Annotated in this window: 25 protein-coding genes; 3 read left to right on the top strand and 22 right to left on the bottom strand. The window is 44.6% G+C overall.

Features of this window, described 5'->3' with window-relative positions:
* Positions 1–25 precede the first annotated feature (25 nt).
* The 20 genes from dnaG to rsgA all read right to left on the bottom strand — a co-directional run bounded on the left by dnaG (position 26) and on the right by rsgA (position 16,599).
* Complete coding sequence (gene dnaG / locus AC58QO_RS03455) at positions 26–1,873, bottom strand: DNA primase (RefSeq protein WP_497263902.1); 1,848 nt, start codon at positions 1,871–1,873, stop codon at positions 26–28.
* 48 nt (positions 1,874–1,921) lie between these two features.
* Positions 1,922–2,386: a YaiI/YqxD family protein gene (locus AC58QO_RS03450; RefSeq protein WP_497263901.1), complete on the bottom strand. Its 465-nt coding sequence runs from the start codon at positions 2,384–2,386 to the stop codon at positions 1,922–1,924.
* Between the two features lie 91 nt (positions 2,387–2,477).
* Positions 2,478–3,290: a pyruvate, water dikinase regulatory protein gene (locus AC58QO_RS03445; protein WP_497263900.1), complete on the bottom strand. Its 813-nt coding sequence runs from the start codon at positions 3,288–3,290 to the stop codon at positions 2,478–2,480.
* 179 nt (positions 3,291–3,469) lie between these two features.
* Complete coding sequence (gene recO / locus AC58QO_RS03440; RefSeq protein WP_497263899.1) at positions 3,470–4,219, bottom strand: DNA repair protein RecO; 750 nt, start codon at positions 4,217–4,219, stop codon at positions 3,470–3,472.
* A gap of 46 nt (positions 4,220–4,265) precedes the next feature.
* On the bottom strand, positions 4,266–4,418 hold the full coding sequence (locus tag AC58QO_RS03435) for a YqzL family protein (RefSeq protein ID WP_497263898.1): 153 nt from the start codon (positions 4,416–4,418) through the stop codon (positions 4,266–4,268).
* A 96-nt stretch (positions 4,419–4,514) separates the two neighbouring features.
* A complete protein-coding gene (gene era, locus AC58QO_RS03430) occupies positions 4,515–5,414 on the bottom strand; it encodes a GTPase Era (RefSeq protein WP_497263897.1) in 900 nt (299 codons plus the stop codon).
* A 6-nt stretch (positions 5,415–5,420) separates the two neighbouring features.
* Positions 5,421–5,834 carry a cytidine deaminase gene (gene cdd, locus AC58QO_RS03425; RefSeq protein WP_497263896.1) on the bottom strand — a complete coding sequence of 138 codons (414 nt, stop codon included), beginning with the start codon at positions 5,832–5,834 and terminating at the stop codon, positions 5,421–5,423.
* Between the two features lie 41 nt (positions 5,835–5,875).
* Complete coding sequence (locus AC58QO_RS03420) at positions 5,876–6,580, bottom strand: diacylglycerol kinase (RefSeq protein ID WP_497263895.1); 705 nt, start codon at positions 6,578–6,580, stop codon at positions 5,876–5,878.
* Positions 6,580–7,116: an rRNA maturation RNase YbeY gene (ybeY, locus tag AC58QO_RS03415; protein WP_497263894.1), complete on the bottom strand. Its 537-nt coding sequence runs from the start codon at positions 7,114–7,116 to the stop codon at positions 6,580–6,582. Before ybeY ends, AC58QO_RS03420 begins: the two co-directional genes overlap by 1 nt.
* A gap of 18 nt (positions 7,117–7,134) precedes the next feature.
* Complete coding sequence (locus AC58QO_RS03410) at positions 7,135–9,363, bottom strand: HD family phosphohydrolase (protein WP_497263893.1); 2,229 nt, start codon at positions 9,361–9,363, stop codon at positions 7,135–7,137.
* A gap of 39 nt (positions 9,364–9,402) precedes the next feature.
* A complete protein-coding gene (locus AC58QO_RS03405) occupies positions 9,403–10,368 on the bottom strand; it encodes a PhoH family protein (RefSeq protein WP_497263892.1) in 966 nt (321 codons plus the stop codon).
* 6 nt (positions 10,369–10,374) lie between these two features.
* Positions 10,375–11,568 carry a sporulation protein YqfD gene (gene yqfD, locus AC58QO_RS03400; RefSeq protein ID WP_497263891.1) on the bottom strand — a complete coding sequence of 398 codons (1,194 nt, stop codon included), beginning with the start codon at positions 11,566–11,568 and terminating at the stop codon, positions 10,375–10,377.
* A gap of 34 nt (positions 11,569–11,602) precedes the next feature.
* Entirely contained in the window at positions 11,603–11,881 is a 279-nt protein-coding gene (yqfC, locus tag AC58QO_RS03395; RefSeq protein WP_497263890.1) for a sporulation protein YqfC, read from the bottom strand.
* A gap of 152 nt (positions 11,882–12,033) precedes the next feature.
* On the bottom strand, positions 12,034–12,504 hold the full coding sequence (locus AC58QO_RS03390) for a YqfB family membrane protein (protein ID WP_497263889.1): 471 nt from the start codon (positions 12,502–12,504) through the stop codon (positions 12,034–12,036).
* A gap of 17 nt (positions 12,505–12,521) precedes the next feature.
* Complete coding sequence (gene floA, locus AC58QO_RS03385) at positions 12,522–13,511, bottom strand: flotillin-like protein FloA (RefSeq protein WP_497263888.1); 990 nt, start codon at positions 13,509–13,511, stop codon at positions 12,522–12,524.
* Positions 13,508–14,191, bottom strand: a complete 684-nt coding sequence (locus AC58QO_RS03380; protein WP_497263887.1) for an NfeD family protein — start codon at positions 14,189–14,191, stop codon at positions 13,508–13,510. Before AC58QO_RS03380 ends, floA begins: the two co-directional genes overlap by 4 nt.
* 161 nt (positions 14,192–14,352) lie before the next feature.
* The gene (locus tag AC58QO_RS03375; protein ID WP_497263886.1) at positions 14,353–14,796 is read right to left on the bottom strand and encodes a GatB/YqeY domain-containing protein; all 444 of its coding nucleotides are present in this window, start codon (positions 14,794–14,796) and stop codon (positions 14,353–14,355) included.
* An 8-nt stretch (positions 14,797–14,804) separates the two neighbouring features.
* On the bottom strand, positions 14,805–14,978 hold the full coding sequence (gene rpsU / locus AC58QO_RS03370; protein WP_028558020.1) for a 30S ribosomal protein S21: 174 nt from the start codon (positions 14,976–14,978) through the stop codon (positions 14,805–14,807).
* A 115-nt stretch (positions 14,979–15,093) separates the two neighbouring features.
* Positions 15,094–15,444, bottom strand: coding sequence for a histidine triad nucleotide-binding protein (locus tag AC58QO_RS03365; protein ID WP_497263885.1), 351 nt, complete (start codon positions 15,442–15,444; stop codon positions 15,094–15,096).
* A 90-nt stretch (positions 15,445–15,534) separates the two neighbouring features.
* The gene (rsgA, locus tag AC58QO_RS03360; protein WP_497263884.1) at positions 15,535–16,599 is read right to left on the bottom strand and encodes a ribosome small subunit-dependent GTPase A; all 1,065 of its coding nucleotides are present in this window, start codon (positions 16,597–16,599) and stop codon (positions 15,535–15,537) included.
* A gap of 190 nt (positions 16,600–16,789) precedes the next feature.
* On the opposite strand from rsgA, the gene AC58QO_RS03355 reads away from it, so the two are divergent.
* The gene (locus tag AC58QO_RS03355) at positions 16,790–18,712 is read left to right on the top strand and encodes an FAD-dependent oxidoreductase (protein WP_497263883.1); all 1,923 of its coding nucleotides are present in this window, start codon (positions 16,790–16,792) and stop codon (positions 18,710–18,712) included.
* Between the two features lie 158 nt (positions 18,713–18,870).
* Positions 18,871–20,007 carry a hypothetical protein gene (locus AC58QO_RS03350; protein ID WP_497263882.1) on the top strand — a complete coding sequence of 379 codons (1,137 nt, stop codon included), beginning with the start codon at positions 18,871–18,873 and terminating at the stop codon, positions 20,005–20,007.
* A gap of 72 nt (positions 20,008–20,079) precedes the next feature.
* Here the strand turns inward: AC58QO_RS03350 and AC58QO_RS03345 are convergent, their stop codons facing one another.
* Complete coding sequence (locus AC58QO_RS03345; RefSeq protein ID WP_497264379.1) at positions 20,080–22,017, bottom strand: stalk domain-containing protein; 1,938 nt, start codon at positions 22,015–22,017, stop codon at positions 20,080–20,082.
* A 229-nt stretch (positions 22,018–22,246) separates the two neighbouring features.
* Between AC58QO_RS03345 and AC58QO_RS03340 the strand changes: the two genes are divergently transcribed.
* On the top strand, positions 22,247–23,494 hold the full coding sequence (locus AC58QO_RS03340) for a CapA family protein (RefSeq protein ID WP_497263881.1): 1,248 nt from the start codon (positions 22,247–22,249) through the stop codon (positions 23,492–23,494).
* A 187-nt stretch (positions 23,495–23,681) separates the two neighbouring features.
* On the opposite strand, the gene AC58QO_RS03335 is transcribed toward AC58QO_RS03340, so the two are convergent.
* On the bottom strand, positions 23,682–24,785 hold the full coding sequence (locus AC58QO_RS03335; protein WP_497263880.1) for a chymotrypsin family serine protease: 1,104 nt from the start codon (positions 24,783–24,785) through the stop codon (positions 23,682–23,684).
* Positions 24,786–24,812 lie beyond the last annotated feature (27 nt).

Genomic DNA, 24,812 nt, shown 5'->3' with positions numbered 1-24,812 from the left:
CTCCTCCCTAGTCATGTCAGTTTAGCTAAGATGACTTCAACCGTTTTTCTAGGGCAATAATTTCAATTGCAATTTGCGCAGCTCTAAGATGGTCGCCCTCGCGTACTGCGCGAGCTTGTTCTTCTTTCTTACGTTCAACTTCTTCTTGCATTGGAACTTTGCGAATTTGGCGAATATAGTCGTCAATCACTTGTTCGTTCATTCCATGACCTGCTCCCATCATAACAATGGAGCTAGCCAAGCTCTCCAGCTGTTCGTCTTGCAGCATGGCAATGTATCGGCTTGCATCGGGCTCTAAATACTGAGCGTAGTAAGCATATAAATAAGCAGCTAAGACTGCGTGAGCTTCAACATTAAACTGGTCACCTAATTGCGCTTCAACACGTTCGCATACGTCTCGATCATGCATCATAACGGCTAAAATCAATCGCTCTGCATTATGATACGCAGGTAGTAACGAAGGTGATTTCTTCTTTGTTCGTTCCGCTGGTCTCCCATTATTCATAACATTATTCCACAGAATTGGTTTATTATCCCCATCTGGTCGGTTTTTTTCCGATTGCAATAAGATTTCGTGGAGATCTAACTTCATGGCTTCATAGGACGAATCCGGAAACTCTGAAGCTAACTGTTTGAGATAATGTTCGCGTTCCATAGGAGATTGCAGCTGACTAATTAACTTCACAGCTGATTGCAGATAACGTAGTCGGTCACCGTCCTCATGCAATTTAAAATTTTTGCGAATATATAAGAGCTTATATTTCATCGATGGCACGGAAGCTCCAATAATCTCCCGGGCGAATCGGTCAAACCCATATTGACGAACATAATCGTCAGGATCCTTGCCATCTGGCAGCATCGCAACCGTAACGCGACTTCCTGTGTCTTCCAACAACGGAATGCTCTTGAAAGCAGCAGATTGTCCTGCATTGTCACCGTCATAGCAAATGACGATTTCATCCGCGTTGCGGTTCAATAAGACAGCATGCTCTTTCGTTAAGGCCGTCCCCATCGTCGCAACACCATTCGTGATGCCAGCTTCCCAAGCTTTAATCAAATCCACATAACCTTCAAAAATAACGGCTTGCTGCAGCTTACGCATATTCGGCCGAGCTAGATGAAGATTATACAAAGTCCTGCTTTTATTAAAAAGGATGGATTCGGGACTGTTCAAATATTTGGGCTGTGCATCTCCCATGGATCTTCCAGCGAATGCAATGACTTTGCCAGTTGAGTCGCAAATAGGGAACATGATACGTTCACGGAATTTGTCCACGTAACCATGACCTTCATGTTTAGCGGAAATAAGTCCGCCCTTCTCCATAAGTGCTAAATCAAACCCGCGTTTGTCCAATTGCTGAACGAGCGTGTCCCACATTAATGGAGCATAACCAATCTGAAACGTGTCAATCAGCTTATCGGAGATACCTCTTGAAGTCAGATATCCTTTGGCCGCTTTGCCTTGATCGGTATTACCTACAATATAATGATAGAACTTCGCTGCAAATTCATATGCCTTTAATAATGTCGCTTTTTCTTGTTGCTGTTCATTCTGCTCCTCTGATACTTCCTCCCACGTTATGGGGATGTCTGCATCTTCAGCAAGCTTCGTGATTGCTTCCGCAAAACTCAAGCCCTCGATCTCCATGATGAAACGAATTAAGTTCCCACCTGCTTGGCACCCAAAGCAACGATAAATCTGTTTCTCCGGTGTGACCGTAAACGACGGACTCTTCTCCGAGTGAAATGGACAGAGGCCCTTCATATAATGCCCTTGTTTGCTCAAATGTACGTGCCTGCCGATGACATCGACGATATCATGGCGCTTCAGTACAGCCTCAATTACCTCTTCAGGTATGCGTCCGTACCTCATTTCAATCCACCTACAATTCAGGTCGCTTTTCCGACTAATTACTATTCGCTACTTTTTTTCGATTTCCTGCAATTTTTCTAAAAGATTTGTCAAACCATGTAGAAAATTTTTACGATCCGTCTCTGTAAAGGGTTTTGGCCCTTTGGTATGCTTACCATTTCTTCGCATTTTGGCGGAGGCATGGCGGCGTTCCAACAGATAATCAATCGAACTATCGGTATATTCCTGCCCCCGATTCGTCAAGCAGATCGAACCCTTCGCAAGCCCTAATGCGGCGAGTCCAAAATCTTGTGTTACCAAAATATCACCTGACCGAATCTGATTGGCAATATATAAATCGACAGATTGATCGGAACGATCTACTTGAACTACCTTCACACCAGGATTTTCCTTCATCTTATGATCGAAAGAAGCAACTAGAACAACTTGTACGCCAAACTGTCTACCTGCCTGCTCGATTTCCGACTTCACAGGACAAGCATCGGCATCAACAATAATACATCTTGCACTCAAGTGTCAGCCCCTGCCTTTAAATGAAATCTCACCGTACTATTATATACGATGGACTTACAAAAAATCCTGCAAGCCAGAACATAAAAGCTTACTAGATATGTTCAATGTGGTCCATAATTAAACTGGCTGTTTCTTCTACAGCGCGATTGGATACATCAAAGATAACGCATCCGATCTTGCTCATAATTTTATCAGCAAAATCCAGTTCTATTTTAATACGTTCAACATTCGCATAGGTTGCATTTTCTGCAAGTCCGAGTGTACGAAGTCGTTCTTGACGTATCACGTTTAACTTAGCCGGGTCAATGCGCAAGCCAATAATCTTCTCCTTAGGAATGGTATAAATCGCAGCAGGAGGCTGCATTTCCGGCACTAACGGAACGTTGGCCACTTTCAACCTTTTGTGTGCCAAATACATCGATAACGGTGTCTTAGACGTGCGGGATACACCCAATAGGATAATGTCAGCCTTCTGGATGCCGCTAAAATCTCGACCATCATCATATTTGACAGCAAACTCGACGGCTTCGACCTTTTTGAAATAATCCTCATCCAGCGGATGAATCATCCCCGGTTGTCTGCGAGGCTCTTGACGCAGCGCGTTCCCTAGCGTGGTAACAACAGGCCCTAGTAAATCAATATAGGGAATATCATATTGTTTCGCTTTGGCAATCAGGTCATCCCGCAATTCTGGAATAACTAGTGTGAATACAACAATTCCGCCATGCGTACGAATCCCATTAATCACTTTATCTATACCCTCGAAATCATGAATAAACGGAGCTCGTAATATTTCAACAGGCACAGGATGAAACTGCATCGCGGCTGCCCGAACAACAGATTCTCCTGTTTCCCCTACAGAATCCGAAACAACATAAACACGAGTAGGATGTGGATGATCCATTTTCCTAACCCCTTTCAGCAGGGACAAGACCCTACACTAGCATTTGTATGTAAATAACTTCAGAACAGAACGATAGCATGAGAAAAACCTCACCGATATGCGTAAGAGCACAAGGGCGAGGTGATTTCCACCACATCATATCAAAGGGAGAAACACATGTCAAATGAGGCCGAAAAAGTTTAAATATTGTATTTTTCCATCTGTTCAATGAATCCTCTTGATTTCCATTGCACTCCAATATGTACGTCCATATAGGCACGCATGCATTGCTTCAACTGCTCTTTCGTTTCCTCTTTCACTTGAACGGAGCCCAATCTGCGCATATCCATTCTGGGAAAAAGTCTAAGCAGTTTATAGGCACCTTCACCGATAGCAATCGCAGAAGTGTCCTTAAAGCGACATCTCCTACATAAGGTTCCGCCCATGTTAGGGCTGAATGTTGTAATATCAGCTGTTTCACCACAAGCAACACAGGCATCCGTAACCGGTAAATAGCCGGCTAAATCAAACATTTTCATTTCATATAAGTGTGTAACAATTTGCATATCTTTGTTCTCTTCGATCGCCATTAAGCCGGCCTTGAGTTGTTCAAATATGTAGTTATTGCCTTCTTCATCACCTAGCATGCGATCCGTCATCTCGGCTAAATAAGAGGCATAGGCCGACTTATGCAAGTCTTCGCGTAGTGCGTGGTGGGCTTCTATGATTTCGGCCCCGTTGAGAGATCCCATCTGACCTCTTTGTTTGTAAAAAACAAAATCGCCGTACGTAAACAGCTGCGTAACGGCGCCATGCTTGCTTTTCAGTTTCTTCGCACCGCGAGCCATTACACCGACTTTCCCCAGCTCGGGGGTGAATAAACGAATAATTTTGTTGCCTTCTCCGTAGTCCATGCTACGAATGACAATTCCTTGAACGCTATGCAGCAAATAGCTTCCCCCATGAAGGCCGCTCTGAACACACGAATCCTTGCTGTCACATATTCAGACCATCGAGCGGCTCTTCGTTACTTTGATCTTCTTCTTGCACTTCCGCATCCATGCCAGGTTCTCCCGTTACTTGTTTGTACAGCAGATAGGCGTCCACATCACCGGTCTTTGAAAAATACGTCCACGAAAAATCTTTCATGTTCAGCATCCTCCCCATCGAACGTGATGTTCATAGGATGTGCAGTAGACTCTTCACTATACGAAGTAAAAACTGGTACTCTTAGGGAATTATGAATTATTCGTGACGAAAACCAAGATCACGAAGGACTCTGTCTTGATTTCTCCAGTCTTTCTTGACCTTCACCCATAGCTCTAGGAAGGTTTTGGATCCCAGGAGCGTTTCAATATCGCGGCGTGCTTGTCTGCCAATTTCCTTAAGCAGTGCACCTTGTTTACCAATAACGATCCCTTTTTGCGATTCACGTTCTACAAAAATGACAGCCGAAATATGTACGACCCCATTCGGTTCGACACGCATATCCTCAATTTGCACCGCAATCGAATGCGGAATTTCTTCCCGGGTCATATGCAAGATTTTCTCGCGTACGAGCTCCGCGCATACGAACTGCTCCGGATGATCTGTTATTTGATCCGCAGGGTAATACTGAGGACCTTCTGGCAAATAACGAATAATTTGCTCGAGAAGTGTCGTGACATTATTCCCTTTCAACGCGGATACTGGCACGATTTCAGCGAAATTGTACAAATCTTTATAATTCGTAATAATCGCTAGCAGCGCTTCTGGCTGGACGAGGTCAATTTTGTTCAAAACCAAAATAACCGGCGTTTCAATATGCTTCAGCTGCTCGATAATATAACGGTCTCCCCCGCCAATACCGTCAGCCACATCAACCAAGAATAATACAGCATCTACTTCGCCAAGTGTGCCATGAGCAACTTTACTCATGTAATCACCTAGCTTCGATGTCGGTTTATGGATACCTGGCGTATCAAGAAAAACAATCTGTCCATTATCGGACGTATATACGCCATGGATCTTATTTCTTGTCGTTTGCGGCTTATCGGACATGATCGCAATCTTTTGTCCAATAATTTGGTTCATTAGCGTTGATTTACCGACATTCGGTCGTCCGATAATCGCGACAAACCCTGATTTAAATTCTTTTTTGGCCACTTCTACTTATCCTCCATTTATGTGCAAATCTTTCGTTGTAAAAGCGCCTGGCAATAATGCAGCCACCGTTGTTTGAACGAAAGCTCCTTTGATATTACTCAAATATACAGGCATTTCCGGTTCGCACAATTCAATTAATACTTGTCGACACACGCCACATGGCGAAATCGGCCCTTCCGTATCTCCAGTTACCGCGATTGCTTGGAAGGATCCCCGCGGATGCCCATCTGCAATTGCACGGAATAACGCAGTTCTCTCGGCACAGTTTGTTGGTCCATAGGCAGCGTTTTCGACATTGCATCCTAAATGTACTTGTCCATTAGCGTCCAACAACGCGGCACCGACTTGAAAGTGGGAATAAGGCGTATAGGCTCGCTTCATCGCTTCCTTAGCGAATTCAATGAGTTCTTGCGGATTCATAGCCATCCACCCTTTATGAGTAATAGTAAGTAATAGTTAAGTTATAGCATGTTTAAGCAGGAAAAAGCGAGGAGCGTCACGACAATGCCAATCATTGCGCCCAAAAAGAGTGCTGGGAACGGCCTTGTTTTTTTGTCATACAAGACTATAAGGATAATAATTGAGAGCGTGTACGCGAGTAAGGCGGCGATCGTTTCAGTGACAATGACCAAAATGACGGTAGCAATAGCAAAAGCGATTGCTGTTAATAAACTCGGTCGCACTAACTTACCTTTGTCCGAGAATCGCGTTTCAATCACAATCACTGTAAGCATGACTAGTGCGATTAAAATCCAAATCGCACCTGAAGACAATGGCGCTTCTTGCAGTCTAGCGTGCCGTAACAGTTGATCAATCGGTTCGTAGAAAACAACTAACCCCACAACAACGGCAAACATAGCAGACACCAATACGGACGCCGCGGCGACGTCCTTCGCAATTTTGGCTAACGGATGACGGTCTGGCATAGCTAGATCCACCGTTTTCTCGACAGCCGTATTAATTAATTCCGTCACAATCATAAGTGTTACCGCTAACAAGATAAATAAAATATCTGTTTTGGATAAATGAATGAATAATGCTGCAAATAACACAAGAAACGCAACGGAAAAATGAAATTTCATATTACGCTGCGTATCTAGTGCATATTTGATTCCTTCATAGGCGTACCGAAAACTTCTGCGCCATTTACGGAAGCCGCCCGACATTATCGCGTCAAGCCTGCTTTCTGTAAGATGTCCTCCTGTTTAGCGAACATCACTTTCTCTTCTTCTTCACTCTGGTGGTCATAACCAATCAGGTGAAGGAAACCATGGACGAATAAGAAGCCAAGCTCTCGTTCAACGGAATGACCATACTCTTCGGCTTGCGCAATCGCCCGCGGCACCGAAATAATGATATCGCCAAGCGGCTCGATGAATGCTTCCGATACGGTCTCCCCTTCTTCAAGCTCTCCCTCTGAATCGTCGCCATCATCCTCGTAATTAATCTGAATCTCGTCATCACCAAATTCGCTCATCGCAAAGGATAGCACATCCGTTGGCTTATCTAAATTGCGGTACTGTTTATTCAAGTCCTGAATCGTCTCATCATCTACGAATGTGAGCGCAACTTCACCTTCCGTAACGCCTTCAAGCTCTCCTGCAAGCTTTAAGAGCTCTTCCAGCTTCTCAATAAAGGCAGGTGAGATTTCTTTCTCTTCCTGCTCACTGCTCCATGCTAACGTTAAATCTACACTTGCCATATTCAATAGTCCTCCTTCTTATGCTCCTGGCTTCTTAGCCGTTAATTCACTCGGATATTCAATGCGAGAATGAAAGATACCTAACAAGGTTTCATTCAGTGTCTTAGCTATTTTATCCAGTTCCTTGAGGGTGAGGTCACATTCGTTGAATTGACCATCATCCAAGCGTGATTTGATAATTTTGGTTACCATGGAGTCGATTTGTTCGAGAGTTGGATTACGCAATGAACGTACCGCCGCCTCTACACTATCTGCAATCCCCACAATAGCCGCTTCTTTCGATTGCGCTTTCGGGCCTGGATAACGGAAGTCTTCTTCGCGTATCCCTTTGTCACTATTCTCTTCTTCAGCTTGCTTCTTCGCTTTATGATAGAAAAAGTGCAGCAACGTTGTCCCATGATGCTGTTCAGCGATATCTCGAATCGGCTTAGGCATCTTATAATCCTTCAACATATCTACCCCATCACGCGGGTGGGCGATAATAATGGACTTACTTAAATTCGGATCGATGCGATCATGCGGATTCTCAATATTCGTTTGATTTTCAATAAAATAGCTAGGTCGCTTGGTTTTGCCAATATCATGATAATACGATCCTACGCGACACAATAGCCCGTCTGCGCCAATGGATTCGGCAGCTGCTTCAGAAAGGTTACCTACCATCACACTGTGATGATAGGTTCCTGGAGTTTCTGTAAGCAACTTACGCAGCAATGGATGATTCGGATTGGATAACTCCACAAGCTTCAGCGGTGAAAGGATCCCGAAGGAAGCTTCAAAAAATGGGAGCAATCCGATGACAAAGACCACCGTTACTAAACCGCCTGCCGTCGCAAATGACAATGACATCAAGGCTTCTCTTTGATGAAAATGATCTTCCATCAACAGCATCGCCGTTATCGTCAACATGGAGAAAAAGGCGATCATAAGCCCTGCTTTCAAAATCGTTGCACGTTGGCTCGCACGTTGTATCGTAAACACACCGCTAAAGCAGATAACTAAGCTAACTAACCCAAACCGGAAATCGAATAGCGCATCGTGCTCTGTATTGAAAATAATACTTGCCATTATGGAGAATAAAACCGAGGAAATAAAGGCAAGCGGCGCGTCCAGCAAGATCGTAATCAAGATACTCCCGAGAGCTGTAGGTGCGAGATACCCGATAAACGGATAATCAAAATTCTGAAGCAGTGAAATAATTTTCATTCCAGCAATGTTCATTACGAAAATCAATACAAACATGACGAGCTGTGAATTATTGTACTTAACCTGAAAGTTGCTCTGTCTAACAAACATAAAAATCACAAAAGACAAGAGTGCACAAAGAATACCAAGACCCAGCTGGGGCAAATGATTCGCTTTATCTTTTAACAGCTTCAGCTTCTCTAACCGCGTATATATTTCCTCTGTAATGACATCGCCAGCCTTCACTAGGACATCATTCTTGTTAATATAGACCGTCTTCATATTGCTCCTAGCTTGTCCTTTAGCATCATCTGTACCCTTCTGATCAAAAAATTTATTCGGGGTAATTAATGCTCTTGCAATTTCGGTTACCATCTCACGAGAAGTATTCTTCGCTAAGTTAGACGTATTCACAACTTCTGCTACCTTTGCTCGCGCAGTCTGTGCATCAAGGATTTGGTCATTCATCAATTTCGTCACGATTTCTTTCGTCACCGGACGCATCTCCGCAAGGTCTTCCTTGGTCAGCCGCGGCAGTTTAAAAAACACTTCCTCTGGCAGCGGATATTTCTGATCCGATAGACCGAGTTGAATTTGTTCAAGCAATAAATCATTGTATTGCCCACTATTACGCAGTGTTTTGATGGCATCATTCGTCAGGTCACTAATGAGCTGCGGGATGACGCGGCGATAAATGCTAACCTTATCATCGAATTTGACTTCTTCATCGGCATTGATCTGAGATAATTTATCAAAAATAGCATCACTAATGACTTCATTCTTGAGATTAACGATCCGGTAAACAGGCGGGACACGCTTCGCGGCATCTTCCTTGGCTTGCTCTGTCGCGACAGCGTTCTCAATCTGCTCTGGCGCATAGATCGTCTTCTCACTCTTCATTCCTAGCGTAATATCAAAAACTTGTGGTACTAACTTCGAATACAAAGTGGTATAGAATATCAATCCCAATATGAGAAACAAGAGAATTCTTAAGCCTGTATTGTATTTCCATCCGCTCAGCCGGTAATGAAATTTGCCTTTCATTTGCACTTCATTTTTCATTACGGAGGTCATTCCTCTCTATCTATCCAACCTAGCTTCTTACTTATTCATTTCAGCATTGTATGCAACAATTATTTTCTGAACAAGTGAATGACGAACAACGTCACCTTCATCAAAATGAATAAAGCCGAGTTCTTCAATACCGCTCAGAATGCGTGAAGCTTCAACCAGACCAGAGGACTTTCCACGCGGTAAATCAATCTGAGTTACATCGCCTGTGATGACCATTTTCGAGCCAAAACCTAATCGTGTAAGAAACATCTTCATTTGCTCAGGAGTCGTGTTCTGTGCTTCATCCAAGATAATAAATGAATCGTCTAATGTACGCCCTCTCATATAGGCTAATGGCGCAATTTCAATGAGTCCGCGCTCCAATGACTTAGCAACTTGTTCAGGCCCGAGGACGTCATTAAGAGCATCATACAATGGGCGCAAATAAGGGTCAACTTTTTCCTGTAAGTCCCCCGGAAGGAACCCTAAGCTTTCACCAGCTTCAACAGCAGGACGTGTCAATACGATACGTTTGACTGCCCCTTCTTTCAATCGAGTGACGGCAAGAACAACAGCTAAATATGTCTTTCCAGTCCCTGCTGGACCTATTCCAAAGACGATATCCTTTTTCTTAATTGTATCTACATACTTCTTCTGGCCAATGGTTTTGACACGAATAGGCTTCCCTTTGTGTGTAGATGTGATCTCACCTTTGAACAGATCCAGCAATTGCTCGGCCTTCATCTGTTTCGCCAGTTCAATCGCATACAGGACATCACGCTCAGTTACTGTGTAGTTATTGCGGATTAGCTGTAAAAGAACTTCAAAGAGCTGCTGAAGTGAGTTCACTTCCGCAGCTCTGCCTTGTATTGTTATTTCGGCTTCGCGCGTAAAGATTTGAGCATCAATTTCCCGTTCAACGATATGTAAGAATTTATCCTGCGGCCCAAATAAAGCAAGTCCTTCAGCCGGGTTTTTCAATGTGATTTTTACAGATTGCGCATTTTCAATCAACAGGCCTCATTCTCCTTGTGTCACAATTGGTTGTTCTTCGGCAATATTTTCTTCGACCTCAAAATGAACGTCTATATAAATTTTACCATTCTCTGTTTTTTCATGCAAAATTTTTTCTCCGACAATCCTCGCATCCTCGCCTGCAGCGGCTAATAACTTGGCTTTTGCCTGCTCAATGCCTACCTTTTTCGCATTCGCCGCTTCCACTGGCTCCTCCACCAGATGAACCTCCATCACTTTCTCATGAAGCCATCCAAGTCCAAGAGAAAACGAACGCCAAGCAAGTGTTTTACGATCAGGGATCGTTTCAAAATGTTCAAATTTAGATTTGCCATAGCCGGTAAGCTGGAGAGCTCTTGTCCCAAATACGAGGTAGCTGCGATGCACAGTTTCACCAGTATATACTTTATACTGTTTCGTAAGCGGTGCTTCAATTCGGGAGGTATACCAGACAACTCCTCTTATCTTACCATCTGCAACGACCACTTGACTATTTTGCTCATCACCAATGGTACCTGAGATCAAAACGGTCCCTTTACGAACATATGTATTCGGTTTGACCATCGGCTTTCCTTTTACCGATTGAATTTCGGTCACGAGCGCACTTTTGGAAGCCACAATATTACGAGGATTTTTCAATGGATCTTTTCGAGGAATGGTCGCCTCAACAACCTTAATCGTGATGTGCGTTCCGCGAATTTCTACACCAACCCACGCCGCACTCGGCAACTCTTGCTGAATGGCGCGAGAAAGTTCCTCCGTCTTATCCAGCTTAAATTTCCACTGAAACTTATGTATGCCTTGCTTTGAGGCTGCCCGTAGAATTTCCGATGCTTCTATGCGGTCATTGCCATCCACCGAAACTTGCCAAACCAGTGAGGTCAGCACGTATAGACTGATGATGAAAGCCGCCAAGCCGCCAAACAACACTTTTCTCCGCCCTATTTTATCCATGAAAAAAGGAAGACCGAATCGTTCCATCACGTGCACTCTACAGCCTGTCCGTTTCAAGAGCGGACGAAGTCGAAAGAAATCCTTGATGAGGATATACATCTCCAACCTACCATCTTTTCCAGCTTGAATATCCCATATGGAGAAGCCTCCCTCCACCATGGGATGAATCAACCTTTCGCAGTCCTTGCCGCGAATTTGTATGCGTACATAGCCTCGCAGACGGGCTATGAATAAGGATTGTTTCATGATTCAGCCTCCAGTTCTCATTCGCACTACCCAATTAAGGCATATATTTCACATGATCAATGATGCCTTCAATGAACACCTCTTCGGAAAGGATGGCTCGAATGACCAATTTCTGGCCGCAAACCTCAAGCGTTCCTTTCGTTAACTCCAGCTTCAGAATTTCACTGGAGAAAAACAGTACGCCCCGGTGATTCTCTACATATAGCTGTACGTTGCCGATCATCGTGATTCGCGGCAAATCCTGTACAACATCTTGGGGAAGATCAAGGATCTTGGCCGTGAACTGGTTCCATTTGCGGGTCAAGCGACGCATAGCTGGGCAGTACCCCCTCTAACTAGAAGATCAAAAATGCAGAAAAGGCGCATAGACTTTCTACCAAATTATGCGACAGAAGCCGCTTTTATGAAGAAGAAGCATAAAAAAAACGCCCCCTCGCATAGGCAAGAGGACGTTCCTGTATTGATTCATCTACGATAAGGCTTCTTTGCACGCGGCGGGCCTAGTATCTCTGCCCACACAACACCTTGCAGTACTTGATCGCGATTCGGTTGGTCTGGAAATGGACTCGAAGATGATATCTCCTCTGAATAAATAGGGGAGCCAACCGAAGTTCCACTTTTAGTTGAAGGTGAACTAAAAGGAGATGCCTTCTGCTTCTGCGCTGGGGGCGTCGGTTTGCCTATGTTAGACTGATTAAACTCGTCTCTCACGCGTTCTGAGCGACCCGAGGCAGCAGGCTGACCTGGTTGACCACGCTTCGCTTCAGCAGGCCTCCTAGCTTCTCCTGGACCATTCCCAAAGGTCGGCATCCCTGCTCTTGTTGTGCCTGTGCCTCGCTCAGGTCGTTGTCGTCTGCCTTGCAATTTATAGAAGAAGGCCAGCGCGATAATGACCAGATACCAGTTCTTAAATAAGAATACGATAAGCTGTTCCATCCGATCACCTCGTACCCTTATTCTTTCTCATTTTTCCCGTCGTTTACTTTACCTAAGGAGGAACGCATTTGTGTATCGGATTCAATGTTTTTGAGATTCATATAATCCATTACACCTAATTGACCATTCCGTAACGCTTCTGCCATCGCAAGCGGAACCTGAGACTCCGATTCAACAACTTTAGCACGCATCTCTACAACTCGCGCTTTCATCTCCTGCTCAGCTGCAACAGCCATTGCGCGGCGTTCTTCTGCTTTTGCTTGCGCGATTCGTTTGTCTGCTTCTGCTTGCTCCGTTTGTAAATGTGCGCCGATGTTCTTACCTACATCCACATCTGCAATATCAATGGACAGTATTTCAAATGCAGTGCCCGCATCCAAGCCTTTACCCAGTACAGTCCTAGAGATCATATCCGGATTCTCTAAGACGTCTTTGTGAGATTCACTGGAACCTACGGTTGTAACGATACCCTCACCGACACGGGCAATAATCGTTTCTTCCCCGGCACCACCGACTAGTCGGTCAATATTAGCACGAACTGTTACTCTTGCGATAACCTTTACCTCAATACCGTTCTTCGCTACAGCCGAAACATTAGGCGTTTCGATCACACGTGGATTTACACTCATTTGAACAGCTAACAATACATCGCGACCCGCCAAATCAATGGCCGCCGCGCGCTCAAATTCCAAATGAATTTTTGCTCGATGTGCAGCAATTAGTGCATTCACAACACGGTCAACATTACCGCCTGCAAGATAGTGACTTTCCAGTTGATTCACACTAAGATCTATACCCGCTTTCGTAGCCTTAATCATCGGATTCACAATACGACTTGGCGTAACCCGACGAAGTCTCATCGCGATCAAGGTAATGATACTAATTTTCACACCTGAAGCCAATGCAGATATCCACAGCATAACTGGAACGACACTCAGAAGAACCGATAACACGATAATAATAATGGCTGCAAGCAGCACCAAATATAAGCCTGGTTCAATCGTCATTTGTTTATTTCCTCCTCAATGTTATGTTGCTTATCCAGTTCTTTTACAACAACACGAACTCCTTCAACATCCACAACAACGATTGATTGGTTGACTGAGATGAAGCTGCCTAGCGAAACGACATCGACACGTTCCCCTTGAATCATCGCCGTACCTGCAGGCCGCAGAGGTGTGATCGCTTCACCTGTTTGGCCAATTAAATAGGATCTGTCTGGATTCGATGTAAAACCCTTACTTGTCGTTAGCTGTTCCCTCAGAATAAAACGGTTCCAAACACCCCGGTGCTTAAACGTTCTAATCGCTGCAATGACAGCCACAATGGCCACTAGCAGAGCAATAATCAACATAAACGCTGCTTCTTTGGGATCAGAAGACGCCATCAGGACGCCGCCGAAGAGACAAATGGCTCCCAATACACTGAGAATACCAAAGCTAGGCACGACCAATTCTAAAATAAGCAGAATTACGCCTAATCCTAAGACAGCTAAATCACCGAAGCTTGCAAAGCCTGCTAAATAGAAACCCAGAAAATATAAACCAAAGCCAGCAACCCCTGCCAAGGCCAACAATCCACTACTGAAAAAAAGCAGTTCAAGCGCGATGCCAATAATGCCAACCATTAATAAAACGGTAGCTGTTACAGGGTGAGTCAGAAACGCGGACAAGTTATCTAGAAACATCGTCGTTCACTCCTTCCCCTTATACTTCCTTCTCATTAGGTATGTACGTATTAATGTATGAACTGTTTCGGAAATTATTAGAAAATGTGAGAAAGCCTTCTGAAATGGAAAAAAGACCAAGCGGAACGAATCCACTCGGTCTTCACAAAACATATTTGGTATTAACCTAATAGTTGTTGAACTAACTGATTGATAATCTTACCATCAGCGCGTCCTTTAACCTGAGGCATCAATGCCGTCATCACTTTGCCCATATCCGCTTTGGAAGAAGCACCAATTTGCTGGATGGTCTGCTGTACAATGGCTTTCACTTCTTCCTCAGAAAGCTGTTGCGGCATGTACTCAGCTAAAATAACAAGTTCCGCACTCAGGTTGTCGGCTAGATCTTCACGACCTGCCTTGGTAAATTCTTGGAGGGAATCCTTACGCTGTTTGATCTCACGAGTTAGAACATCAAGCACTTCATTGTCGTCTAAGGGTCTTTTCAGATCAATCTCAGAATTCTTAATCGTTGAACGCACCATTCGAATTACAGAGAGCTTAAACTTGTCCTGACTCTTCATCGCTTGCTTCATATCTTCGTTCAATCGATCGCTTAAGCTCATGTTGCCTCCTAGAACTTTCTTTTACGAGCAGCCTCTGATTTAAGCTTACGCTTAACGCTAGGCTTGTCATAATGCTTACGTTTCTTAACTTCTGCAAGAACGCCATCCTTAGCGATGGAACGCTTAAAGCGACGAAGTGCAGCATCTATAGTTTCGTTCTTACGAACTCGAGTTTCTGACAACAGTTTTCCCTCCCTCCGAACAGACCATCTAAGACAAAACGGTTCATCAAATCTCATTATAGGTGATAGTAATTAGGGTGTCAATCGCTAAACTGATGTTTCCTGCTAGGAAAGATTAGTTATGCACACCAAGCGGTGCCAATCTAGCACCTGCCATCAGATGATAATGCAAATGGTGAACAATTTGACCCGCGTTGGCACCAATGTTCGTAATCACACGATAACCGGATTCTTCTACCTCTAGCTCTCTAGCAATTTGTGCTGCAACACGCTGCATTTGCCCTACGACAGCCCAATCTTCCGTCTCTCCAGCAGCTAAAGAAGCAAAGTGTTTCTTCGGAATGATAAGGACATGAATCGGTGCGGCAGGCTGAATATCATGAAAAGCTAGAATCTGATCATCCTCATAGACTTTCTTAGAGGGAAGCTCCCCTGCAATGATTTTACAAAAAACACAATCACTCATTGATCCATTCGTCCTCCCGACATTGTTATCCTACTTACCTATAAGTTTATCGGAAAGCCATCAAAAAATCCAATCCAAATAATATCGGAATTAGCGATGAGGTTGGCTTTTGAGCGATTGATGGATCTTCTTCCATTTCGCTTTTTCCGCAGCTTGAAGACCTTTGTCCTCTTTGCGAGCTAGATAGGCAAGCTCCTTTTGCAATTTCACATAACTTTGGAAGCGATCTGCAGCTAAAGCTCCCGAATCTAGCGCGGCTTTAACCGCACACTTCGGTTCATTCTCGTGTTTGCAATCTTGGAAGAAGCATTGCTCTGCAAATTCCTCAACATCCTGAAAGGACGTGCTGAGCCCCTCTGAGGCGCTCCAAAGCTGCAACTCTCTCATACCCGGGGTATCGATTAAAATGCCGCCATCAGGCAGCAGAATCATTTCACGATGCGTTGTTGTATGCTTCCCTTTATCATCACCAGATCGGATATCTCCTGTGTTCAAAATATCTCGTCCGTAGATGCGATTCACTAAGGTCGATTTACCAACTCCTGACGATCCAAGTAACGCAACAGTTTGCCCGCGAGTCATGTAGGCAGCAAGTTCTTCTAAACCACGATTTTCTGCAGAGCTAATAATGTGGATGGGAACCCCTATAGCAACAGCCGCGACTTCGTCGGCAAGCTCCTCTGGATTTTCGCACAGATCAGACTTACTCAATACAATGACGGGATTCGCTCCGCTCTCCCACGCTAAAACCAAATATCTTTCAATTCGACGAACGTTGAAATCTTGATTCAAGGCATTTACCAGAAATACGGTATCTACATTGGTTGCAACAATTTGCTCTTCCGTGACTTGACCAGCCACTTTACGGGAAAACTTACTTCGACGAGGAAGCACGGCATGGATTACAGCCCGCTGCTCCCCTTCCCGTAGGGATAAGACGACCCAATCCCCTACGGCAGGATAATCCTCGCGCCGCAGCGCTTGGTGACGCATTTTGCCAGAAACCTCTGCCAGCATTTCGCCAGCTTCCGTCTGAACGCGATACATATGCTTATGTTCTAAGGAGACGCGGCCTGCGACAAATCCTTCTTCGTTTAGATACGGTTCGAATGCTTTTTCAAAAAATACATGCCATCCTAAATCTGCTTTATTCAAGTCAATGACTCATCCTCTCAAGGTGTTCTAATGTGAAGTATATACCTAACTTATTCGGCTCACACGGGAAAGAATGATTTAGATTGTTTAATCCGAAGCCCGTATTTGACACCGGTCAATTCACTTGTAGACTAATAGTCTACTTTTGCATATAATAAGGGTAAACTGATCGCCTGAATGGAGTGAGCGGATGAGTCAATTCATGAGAGCCTCGACCCGCAAAAAGCGCGATGTGATGATGGAAGTCGCCTTAGCGATGTTCATGGAGAAAGGCTACGAGAACGTCTCTGTCGATGATATTATCGCAGCTACCAGTACATCCAAAGGAACCTTTTATCATTATTTCAAAAGTAAGGATGCCATCATTTCAGCGTTATACACGAAACAAATTCAGTTGATTCAAGACTGGGTCAAGCAACCCCCTTCCAAGGTGCAATCATTAGAAGGACATATTAATCGGCTATTTTTAGACTTAGCGTCCAATATTCAGTTCTCACCAAGACTAATTCGCAGCTTGCAGGCACTTTCCTTGCAAAATGATACGGTTAAATTGGAAGAGCTCCAGCAATTGAACGTTTTAACAGAAAGCTTGCTGCACTGGCTCCCGGAGCCAAAAAAGATTGAATTGCTCGTGTGCATGTATGCAGGCACGATCCGAACATGGTGCACGCAAGATGATGCCGACCTGCTCTCCATGATGAAAAACAACTTAGCCTGGCTTTGGGTAGGTCTTCGTTCCGTAGAACCTAACGCATCCCTGCAGGTAGAACCAGTCCCCAAGGAGGAAAAACGAATGAAAGTAGCCATTATCGGTGGAGGTCTTGCTGGTTTAACAGCAGCCGCATATTTATCTGAAAACCCACATGTGGAAGGGATTCTATTTGAGCGTAGTCCACAGCTCGGAGGCCGCGCATTTACGTATGAGAAAGCTGGTTTCACACTCAACTACGGCGCACACGCGATCTATGGGATCGATCGTCATACGTTGACTACGATGGAACGCGAACTTGGACTATCGTTTTCCTCCAAGCAAGTTGATAAGCGCAAAGTCGTCTACGCGAAGCATAATCAGCTTACAACTGCACCACTCGATGCCATTAACCTGTTAAAAACGGATCTACTGAACACGATTCAAAAAGTCCGCTTCGTTGGTGAAATTGCCGCAATTATAGCTAATATTCACAATATTAAAAACTATGCAACATTAGCCGACTACCTTGCTGAGTCTAACGCCGATGAAGATGTGAAAGAGCTATGGGAGCATTTGGTATGCTCTAACTTCTTCATTACACCAGAAGATGCTCGAAATGTATCCGGTGCTGTTATTAGCGAGTATTATCACAACTTGTTCCTATCCAGTAAACCTGTCAATTATGTCTTGGGCAGCTGGGCAGTTATTACGAATCAGTTGAAACAGAAAATGACCGCCTCCGGCAAATGGGAAATCGCCCTGCAGGAAGGTGTGGACGGACTTCGTTATGAGGACCGCAAGTTTGTTTTAAAAACGAAGACACGTGAAATGGCGTTTGATAAAGTGATTTTCGCGATGCCCGTACAACAAGTTGTCAAGCTGTTGAAAGGTACGGCATGGGAGCCATTCCTCTCACCGTATGAGTCCAATACAGCAACTGAGGTTATGGTTTACGACATCGGTTTAAGCCGCGTCGTCGCTAGACCGTTTAGTTACATCAGCGATATGGACAATAAGCTCTTCATTAGCGATGTTTCGGCAACAGACCATACGTTAGTGCCTGAAGGCGGGCAGTTACTTCAAGGTATCGCGTACTTAAGCGACAACTTCGATAGTGATGAGGAACGTAAAGCCTATTTGGACAATAAAACCTCACAAATGGAAGCCCTTTTCGATCAACACTATCCAGGCTGGCGTGATGTCACTGCGGTTAAGCGTGTTTCTAAGAAAGCCATGGTTTCCAGCGTGAAGAACATTGCGACCAACCGACTTTTACCAACTCGTGTGGAAAATATTCCTTTCTACTTCTGCGGAGACGGCTGTACAGGTAAAGGAGAGCTCGCTGAACGTGCATTCTCGAGTGCTCGAACTGCAGCGTTATCGATCGTACAAGAGGTGCAGCAAGCGCTGCAGAACGTATAGAGCTAAGATATATTCATTAATTGCAGCCAGCACTTCCTAAATTGGGAGTGCTGTTTTTCTATATCACCCGTTACTGGAAAATTTTATCGCTTATCATGCAACTTCAGCCTGCGCAGATCGTCTACATAGACAATGAATACCAAGTAGGAGGCATTTGTATGTCGAAAGAAAGAAGCTTGATGATTGTCGGAGGATTGTTGCTCTCCATCGCAATACTGATCTTGCTTGTGAAAATTCTTGTTCCAGCACCCCAAACCACTTTACATGCAGAAGTAACCAAGCAACCCGAGATAACGGCACTGCCTAGAACAACTATAGAACCGAGTCCGCAGGTACTACCTAACGAAACCAAGCAGTCAAGTACCGCGCGCTGGTATGATCCTGCGCTTCTCAGAATCGGCGATGGGGTTGCTGGATGGAAAGTACTTGATCGTCAACTGGAGACCTATGGGAAAGGCTCTAAGGTCTTCATCATGGAAGGAGAAGCGCAAATCTCCGGTACTTTTACCATTAACTATGAAGAGGACACCTATAATAGCAGCCAGATCATCATGTTAGCGGACGAAGCCTCCTCGGAACTATTGCCGCAGCCGCTGGCTTTCAAAGGAACCCCCACGCGCCTGATTCTGCAAGTAAGTAATCCAGATGCCCACAAACAATTTGGCCCGCCAGGATCCAAAGGTCGTGTTACCGTTACCATTCGTCGCTATCAAACCGTATATGCGGATATTCTTGAAGGCGTCTCCGATACAGCTGTAGTAACTCAACTAAACCAAGTCGAAACTACACCGCCGCCACTGTCGGAGGTCACTCAAAGTGAACTCACTCAAGCTCTTAGCGCCTATCCTCTGGCTCCATTTACGATGAAGGATAATCATGACCTCACAGCGCCAGCCACCTATACGCTTATGCAGGATTGGTTTCAACAAATCAATCAACAATATATCAATGGGTTAAGTCCAATTGCGCTCAAACGAATTAGTCCCGATCAGAAAGAGCAGATTCAAACATGGCTGCAGCAGGTATTTACTGAAAATAAAGCCAAAGAATTAGCCAACACCTATCTACAGAAATCGGGAATTCATCACATTGTCGAAGGCGGTGTGTTACCACTCAGACCCCCTGGTGAAGTCAAGGAGATCAAACAACAATCTATACAATCAGAAGATTCCAACACACTGCGTTATACGGGCATTTATATACTATCAGGCACCCATGATGCTCATTTCACTTATATTTTGAGGAAAATGGACGGTGTTTGGAAAATCGACCAGATGGAAATGAAGCTCATATAATTTGTAAAATAAACAAAGCTGCTCCCGCCCTGACATGTTGTCAGAAGTGAAAGCAGCTTTTTTATTGGTATGTTAATTCGTTGAAATGGTTACCGTGCGGCTAGTTCCATCCCAATTGACGATGCCGCCAAAGGTTTCTCCTACGAATCTAGCAGGTGCAAGTGTATACCCATTCACGAGTCTGGCTGGTTCTTCCAGTTGAATCGCCTTACCATTTACATACACGGTGCTTTGATCAAGTGTCAGCTTCACGGTTGTGCTTCCTTTTGTTGCTGTGACTGATCTAGTAGCCGCTTCATAATCTACTTTGGCCCCCATAGCTTCGAAAATGGCACGAAGCGGCGTAAATGTCGAGCCATTCACAATGACAGGGGGTTGTTCAAATTTTTGTTCGATCCCATTGATATTCACGGAAACCTGTGATGAAATACCAAACGTTCGCAGTGCAACTTGTTGTCCGGTTTTGTTCAGGATACGTAATTGTAAAACCGAGCCTTCTGGCACATCTCCAGCTTTGAGATCCAGTCCATAAGGCAGACTCGTTTGGGAGGCAATAACCCGCCCATTCAATAAATAATCAACCTTGCCAATGTAAACCTCCGGAATTTTGATAAAAGGAATGACCCGAGTTTGCTTAGTGAAGGCTTGATGATCCGCATTAATAGGCACATAACCAACTTGATCGGCAGGTTTCGCTGCGTCCTTAACTTCAGAAAGCAGATATGGATTAGCAATCAACTTGCTGTAGTAGCTTTGGATTTCAGAAGAAGTCGATAGTGAATAATCGTTTTTGGCGTTACTCATTTGCTGATCCACATTAAAGTACGTGATCGCTTTCAGTCTTGGATATTTGTACGGCATAATTTCATACAACCGCTGGAGATTAAGCTTAGCCCACTCCGTGTAATCTTCGCTTGCAGAATGCGAGTAATGCGGAACCCCCGTCTCACTAAGCATCAATGGCTTGCGATCTGCATACGTGTTGTACAATCTCGTCAATCTTTCTACGTTACTTGTTGCTAGCATAGAAGGAAGTGAGGGATCCCCATTTTCATAAGGCTCAATATACAAACTTACGCCAACCCAGTCTACATACGCATCTCCTGGATAGTACGGATCGATATCATTCGCAGGCACATCCCCCGGACTCCATACCATAGCCACGTTCGGCGCTTCAGCCGCAAATACATCATGGAGCATTCTAAACTTCGCAATATACTGCGCAGGATTTCCGTGCCATTTCACCCAAGCGCCATTCATCTCACCTGCAAAACGTAAAAAGATTGGAATCCCAGCAGCTTTCGCTTCCTTAGCCCAGTTGCGCAGATACGTGCCATCGGTAACAGGGTCCAACCCGTCTAGCGGTTCCCAAGCAATTTGTAAAGCTCCGCCGGCATCTTTCGCTCGTTTTACATAGGAGGAGGGAAAGCTTTTTCCCCAAGAGGTATAAGCTAAGTAAATCGCATGCTTCTTGCCATAGACGGATTGCGTTTTCGTGAACATATTACCGACTTTCGGATCTTGCTCGGAGTACATCCCTAAATATGTACCATAAACGGGTTCAAACTTAGCAAGTTGTGAGCCAACAGGTTCCGAGAGCTGCTGAACAACACTCTCATTATTTTCTTTCCTATACAACTCAACGGTTGTCCGAATTTGATCAGCACGCTGCAATTTCACAGCCCCCCAATCCTTGCCCGCATTCACCCAGTATTGATTTTCCTGCTCATAATAATGAATCGCTTGGTCATAATCTCCGATCTCATCAAAATACGCATCTAATTTCCCACTGAATAGCGCCGCATTCTCCCAATCCCCTTTGCTTGCGTAATAATCAGAGAGATATTGCCAATGAGGAACGGCAGCTTTGGAATTTCCAGACGCTTGCAACGACTCCGCTTGTGTCCAATGATCCCAGACGACGTCAGCACGTGCAGGTGCTGGTGTTTGTGCGATTCCCGCAGCAAGAATACCAACGGCTAGTGATAAAATACCTATTCGTTTATTCATTTTCAATATAAACAGACTCCCTTTCATGGTGTTTTCAACTATTCGCCTGTACTAGATACGTAATGAATCGTCGAAAAGTAGCACAATATTCAAAGAAACTACAAAATAATCCCTCTAAGTTGACAAAATTGAGCAAAATTTCATCGTTTCTACACGACAGTTCGATGCCTTCTGCAAATTGCAATTGTTAAAATATAGAAAAATGCATTAACGGAAGGGTTTTCACCATATGAAAAATATAGGCCCTGTTTTCCTCGTTGCAGCTTGTCTGAGTTCGTTACTCGTCAGTTGCGAGACCATGCTTGATCCATCTTCCGTTGATAAATTGACTATTTCCATAGAAACAAGCACGACTCAACCCATAGAACAGACAAACACTACGCAAGAGTCGGCCCCTCTTCCATCGGCGATGGTTACAGGATCAAATGAAGATCATTCTAAACCTGTGATAAGTACAATAGCAGAAGAAAAGGCTCCAAGTGTCGTATATGTACAACCATCTCCTGCAAAACTAGAGTTGCAAGAGCCGCTACATATTCTTTATGCCGGTGACGCCATGTTCGACTGGTCAGTTAAGGAGGCGATCAACCGGTATGGGCCTGATTATCCATTTCAACATATTCAATCCGAAATCGAACGCGCTGATTTTTCCTTCGTCAATCTCGAAACCGCTGTTACCCTCGAGAACGAGAAGGATACCAATCAGATTTATAATTTCAAATCCAATCCCGAGTCACTTCGTGGTTTGAAAAATGCCGGTTTTGACATGGTTTCCGTCGCAAACAATCATTCTATGGATTTCTTACAGAAAGGGTTTCTCGACACGCTAACCCATTTGGATAAGTCCGGCCTACTTTATGTAGGCGGTGGTCTGAATGCGCAAGAAGCCTATCGAGCGAAGAGCGTTACTTTGAAGGGGAAAAAGGTGAAATTCCTCGCTTTTTCTCGGTTTATCCCTACGGGTGACTGGTTTGCAGGCCCGAACAAACCCGGCATTGCCCAGGCTTATGATCACAAGCCCGTACTTGATGCCATTGCTCGAGAACGTGAGGATGCAGACTTCGTCCTCGTTTACTTACACTGGGGAGTTGAGATGAACAATCGCCCTGAACCCTGGCAGCGAGAATTTGCCAAGCAAATGATAGATGCAGGCGCAGATGCCATTATTGGCAGCCACGTACACGTACTTCAAGGCTTTGAATATTACAAAGGGAAGCCCATTGCCTACTCGATCGGTAATTTCCTCTTCCCTGACTATGTATCGGGTCCAAAAGCAGACACAGGTCTACTCCATTTAAACCTCTCAGAGGACCAAATCGAGATGTCTTTCCAACCTTTTTACATTGAGAAAAATCAAATCGTCTCCAAAGGTGAAGCTTATGCTGAAAAGCAATTGGCTTATTTACAATCGATTTCATATGGAGTGGCACTCGACGGTCAGGTTATTCGGTCGAATATAGGGATTGCTAGTCGTTGAGGAGGAGTTGAAAATTGAAGGAAATGTGAAAGGGAAAACAGGACGTACTCATTGTGGAAATAAGAAGATATGAGACGATCATAGTATGTAAGGGAATTACATATGATGCTCCAAAAAAACAAGGTCATTATCTCATTTTTTTGTGAAGACCCCATGTAATTCAGCCCTTCAAACATTTATTACCTGTTTACTTATGTGACTTCACTAAAATCGCTCTAGTTCGTTTACGTTGACTTTCTGTCAATGGCTGCACATAAGAGGCGTCGCCACGCGGTGCCATTCCATGTATTTTACCCGCCGTAAAAGTACCGCCTGCTGCAGGAATTGCCGTACGCACGCCATAGGTAGTCATGACCACACCGATAGGGTTGCATATGGAGCGTAATCCATCCGCTGGCCCTGCAAAGTTGAGCGCTACCGCATAGCGGTCACTTGAACGGAGCCAAACCGACCCAGAATCACCTGGGAGTGAAACAGGACCCGAATCCCCAACAACCACAGTTTGATTGCGAAATAGTAAGGTACCAAGGCTTCCCCCATACGATACACGCACATCTACATTATTAGACTCCACGGTTCCTCTAACAAAACCTGAAGTACGTCCAGATTTAAACACTTTTAGACCGACTGGATAGGTTAATAGATGTCCTGGGACTGTAATTAGTTGGCCTGATGCACTGCGCAAATACCGTGGATTTAATATGCTGTTAGAGGTCGGGAGAGCTATTGACGAATCTTGAAAATTAACTTCACCTGGACGTAATGGAACAAATTGATAGGCTCTTCCTACACGATCCGTCCCAGACATCCCGCCATCAGCAGGCCCTGGTTGTACCGTTTCCGAGAATGCAGATGAGTTATTTCTGATCAGTACGTGGTTATTACTTAGAATGTAAAGCTGATTATTTTTGATCACAACCAAACCTGCTGTCCCCGTGGAAAAGGGATTGGTTTTGCCAATACTTACTCCGCCAGGAACTGGACGCTGTCTACTTTGAAATGTAGCTGCCTTATAAGCTCTCGGTTTGGCAGCAGTCAGCACATGCGCTTTAAATGACTTAGATGAAAGAAAGCGCACCGGCACGGATGACCCTAATTTTGCGGCAACACTTTTGAGGTTATTCAATCCGGAAGGCACTATCTTTTGATTGGTGTATACGATGACACTTGCCCCCGCAGTTGGTTTTTGGGGATCTGCATATCCAACCCCGACCGCCATAACCTCCGCCCTTTTCAATAAAACAGGTGAGAGACGATTCTTATGCTTCAGTGCTTCATGAAATGTTGCCATGCACATTCCCCTTTTCGTCATGTTGGT

Source organism: Paenibacillus sp. J31R30 (genome assembly GCF_059692115.1).
The sequence above is the reverse complement of the archived record's forward strand: the minus strand, read 5'-3'. Positions and strand labels throughout refer to the sequence as shown.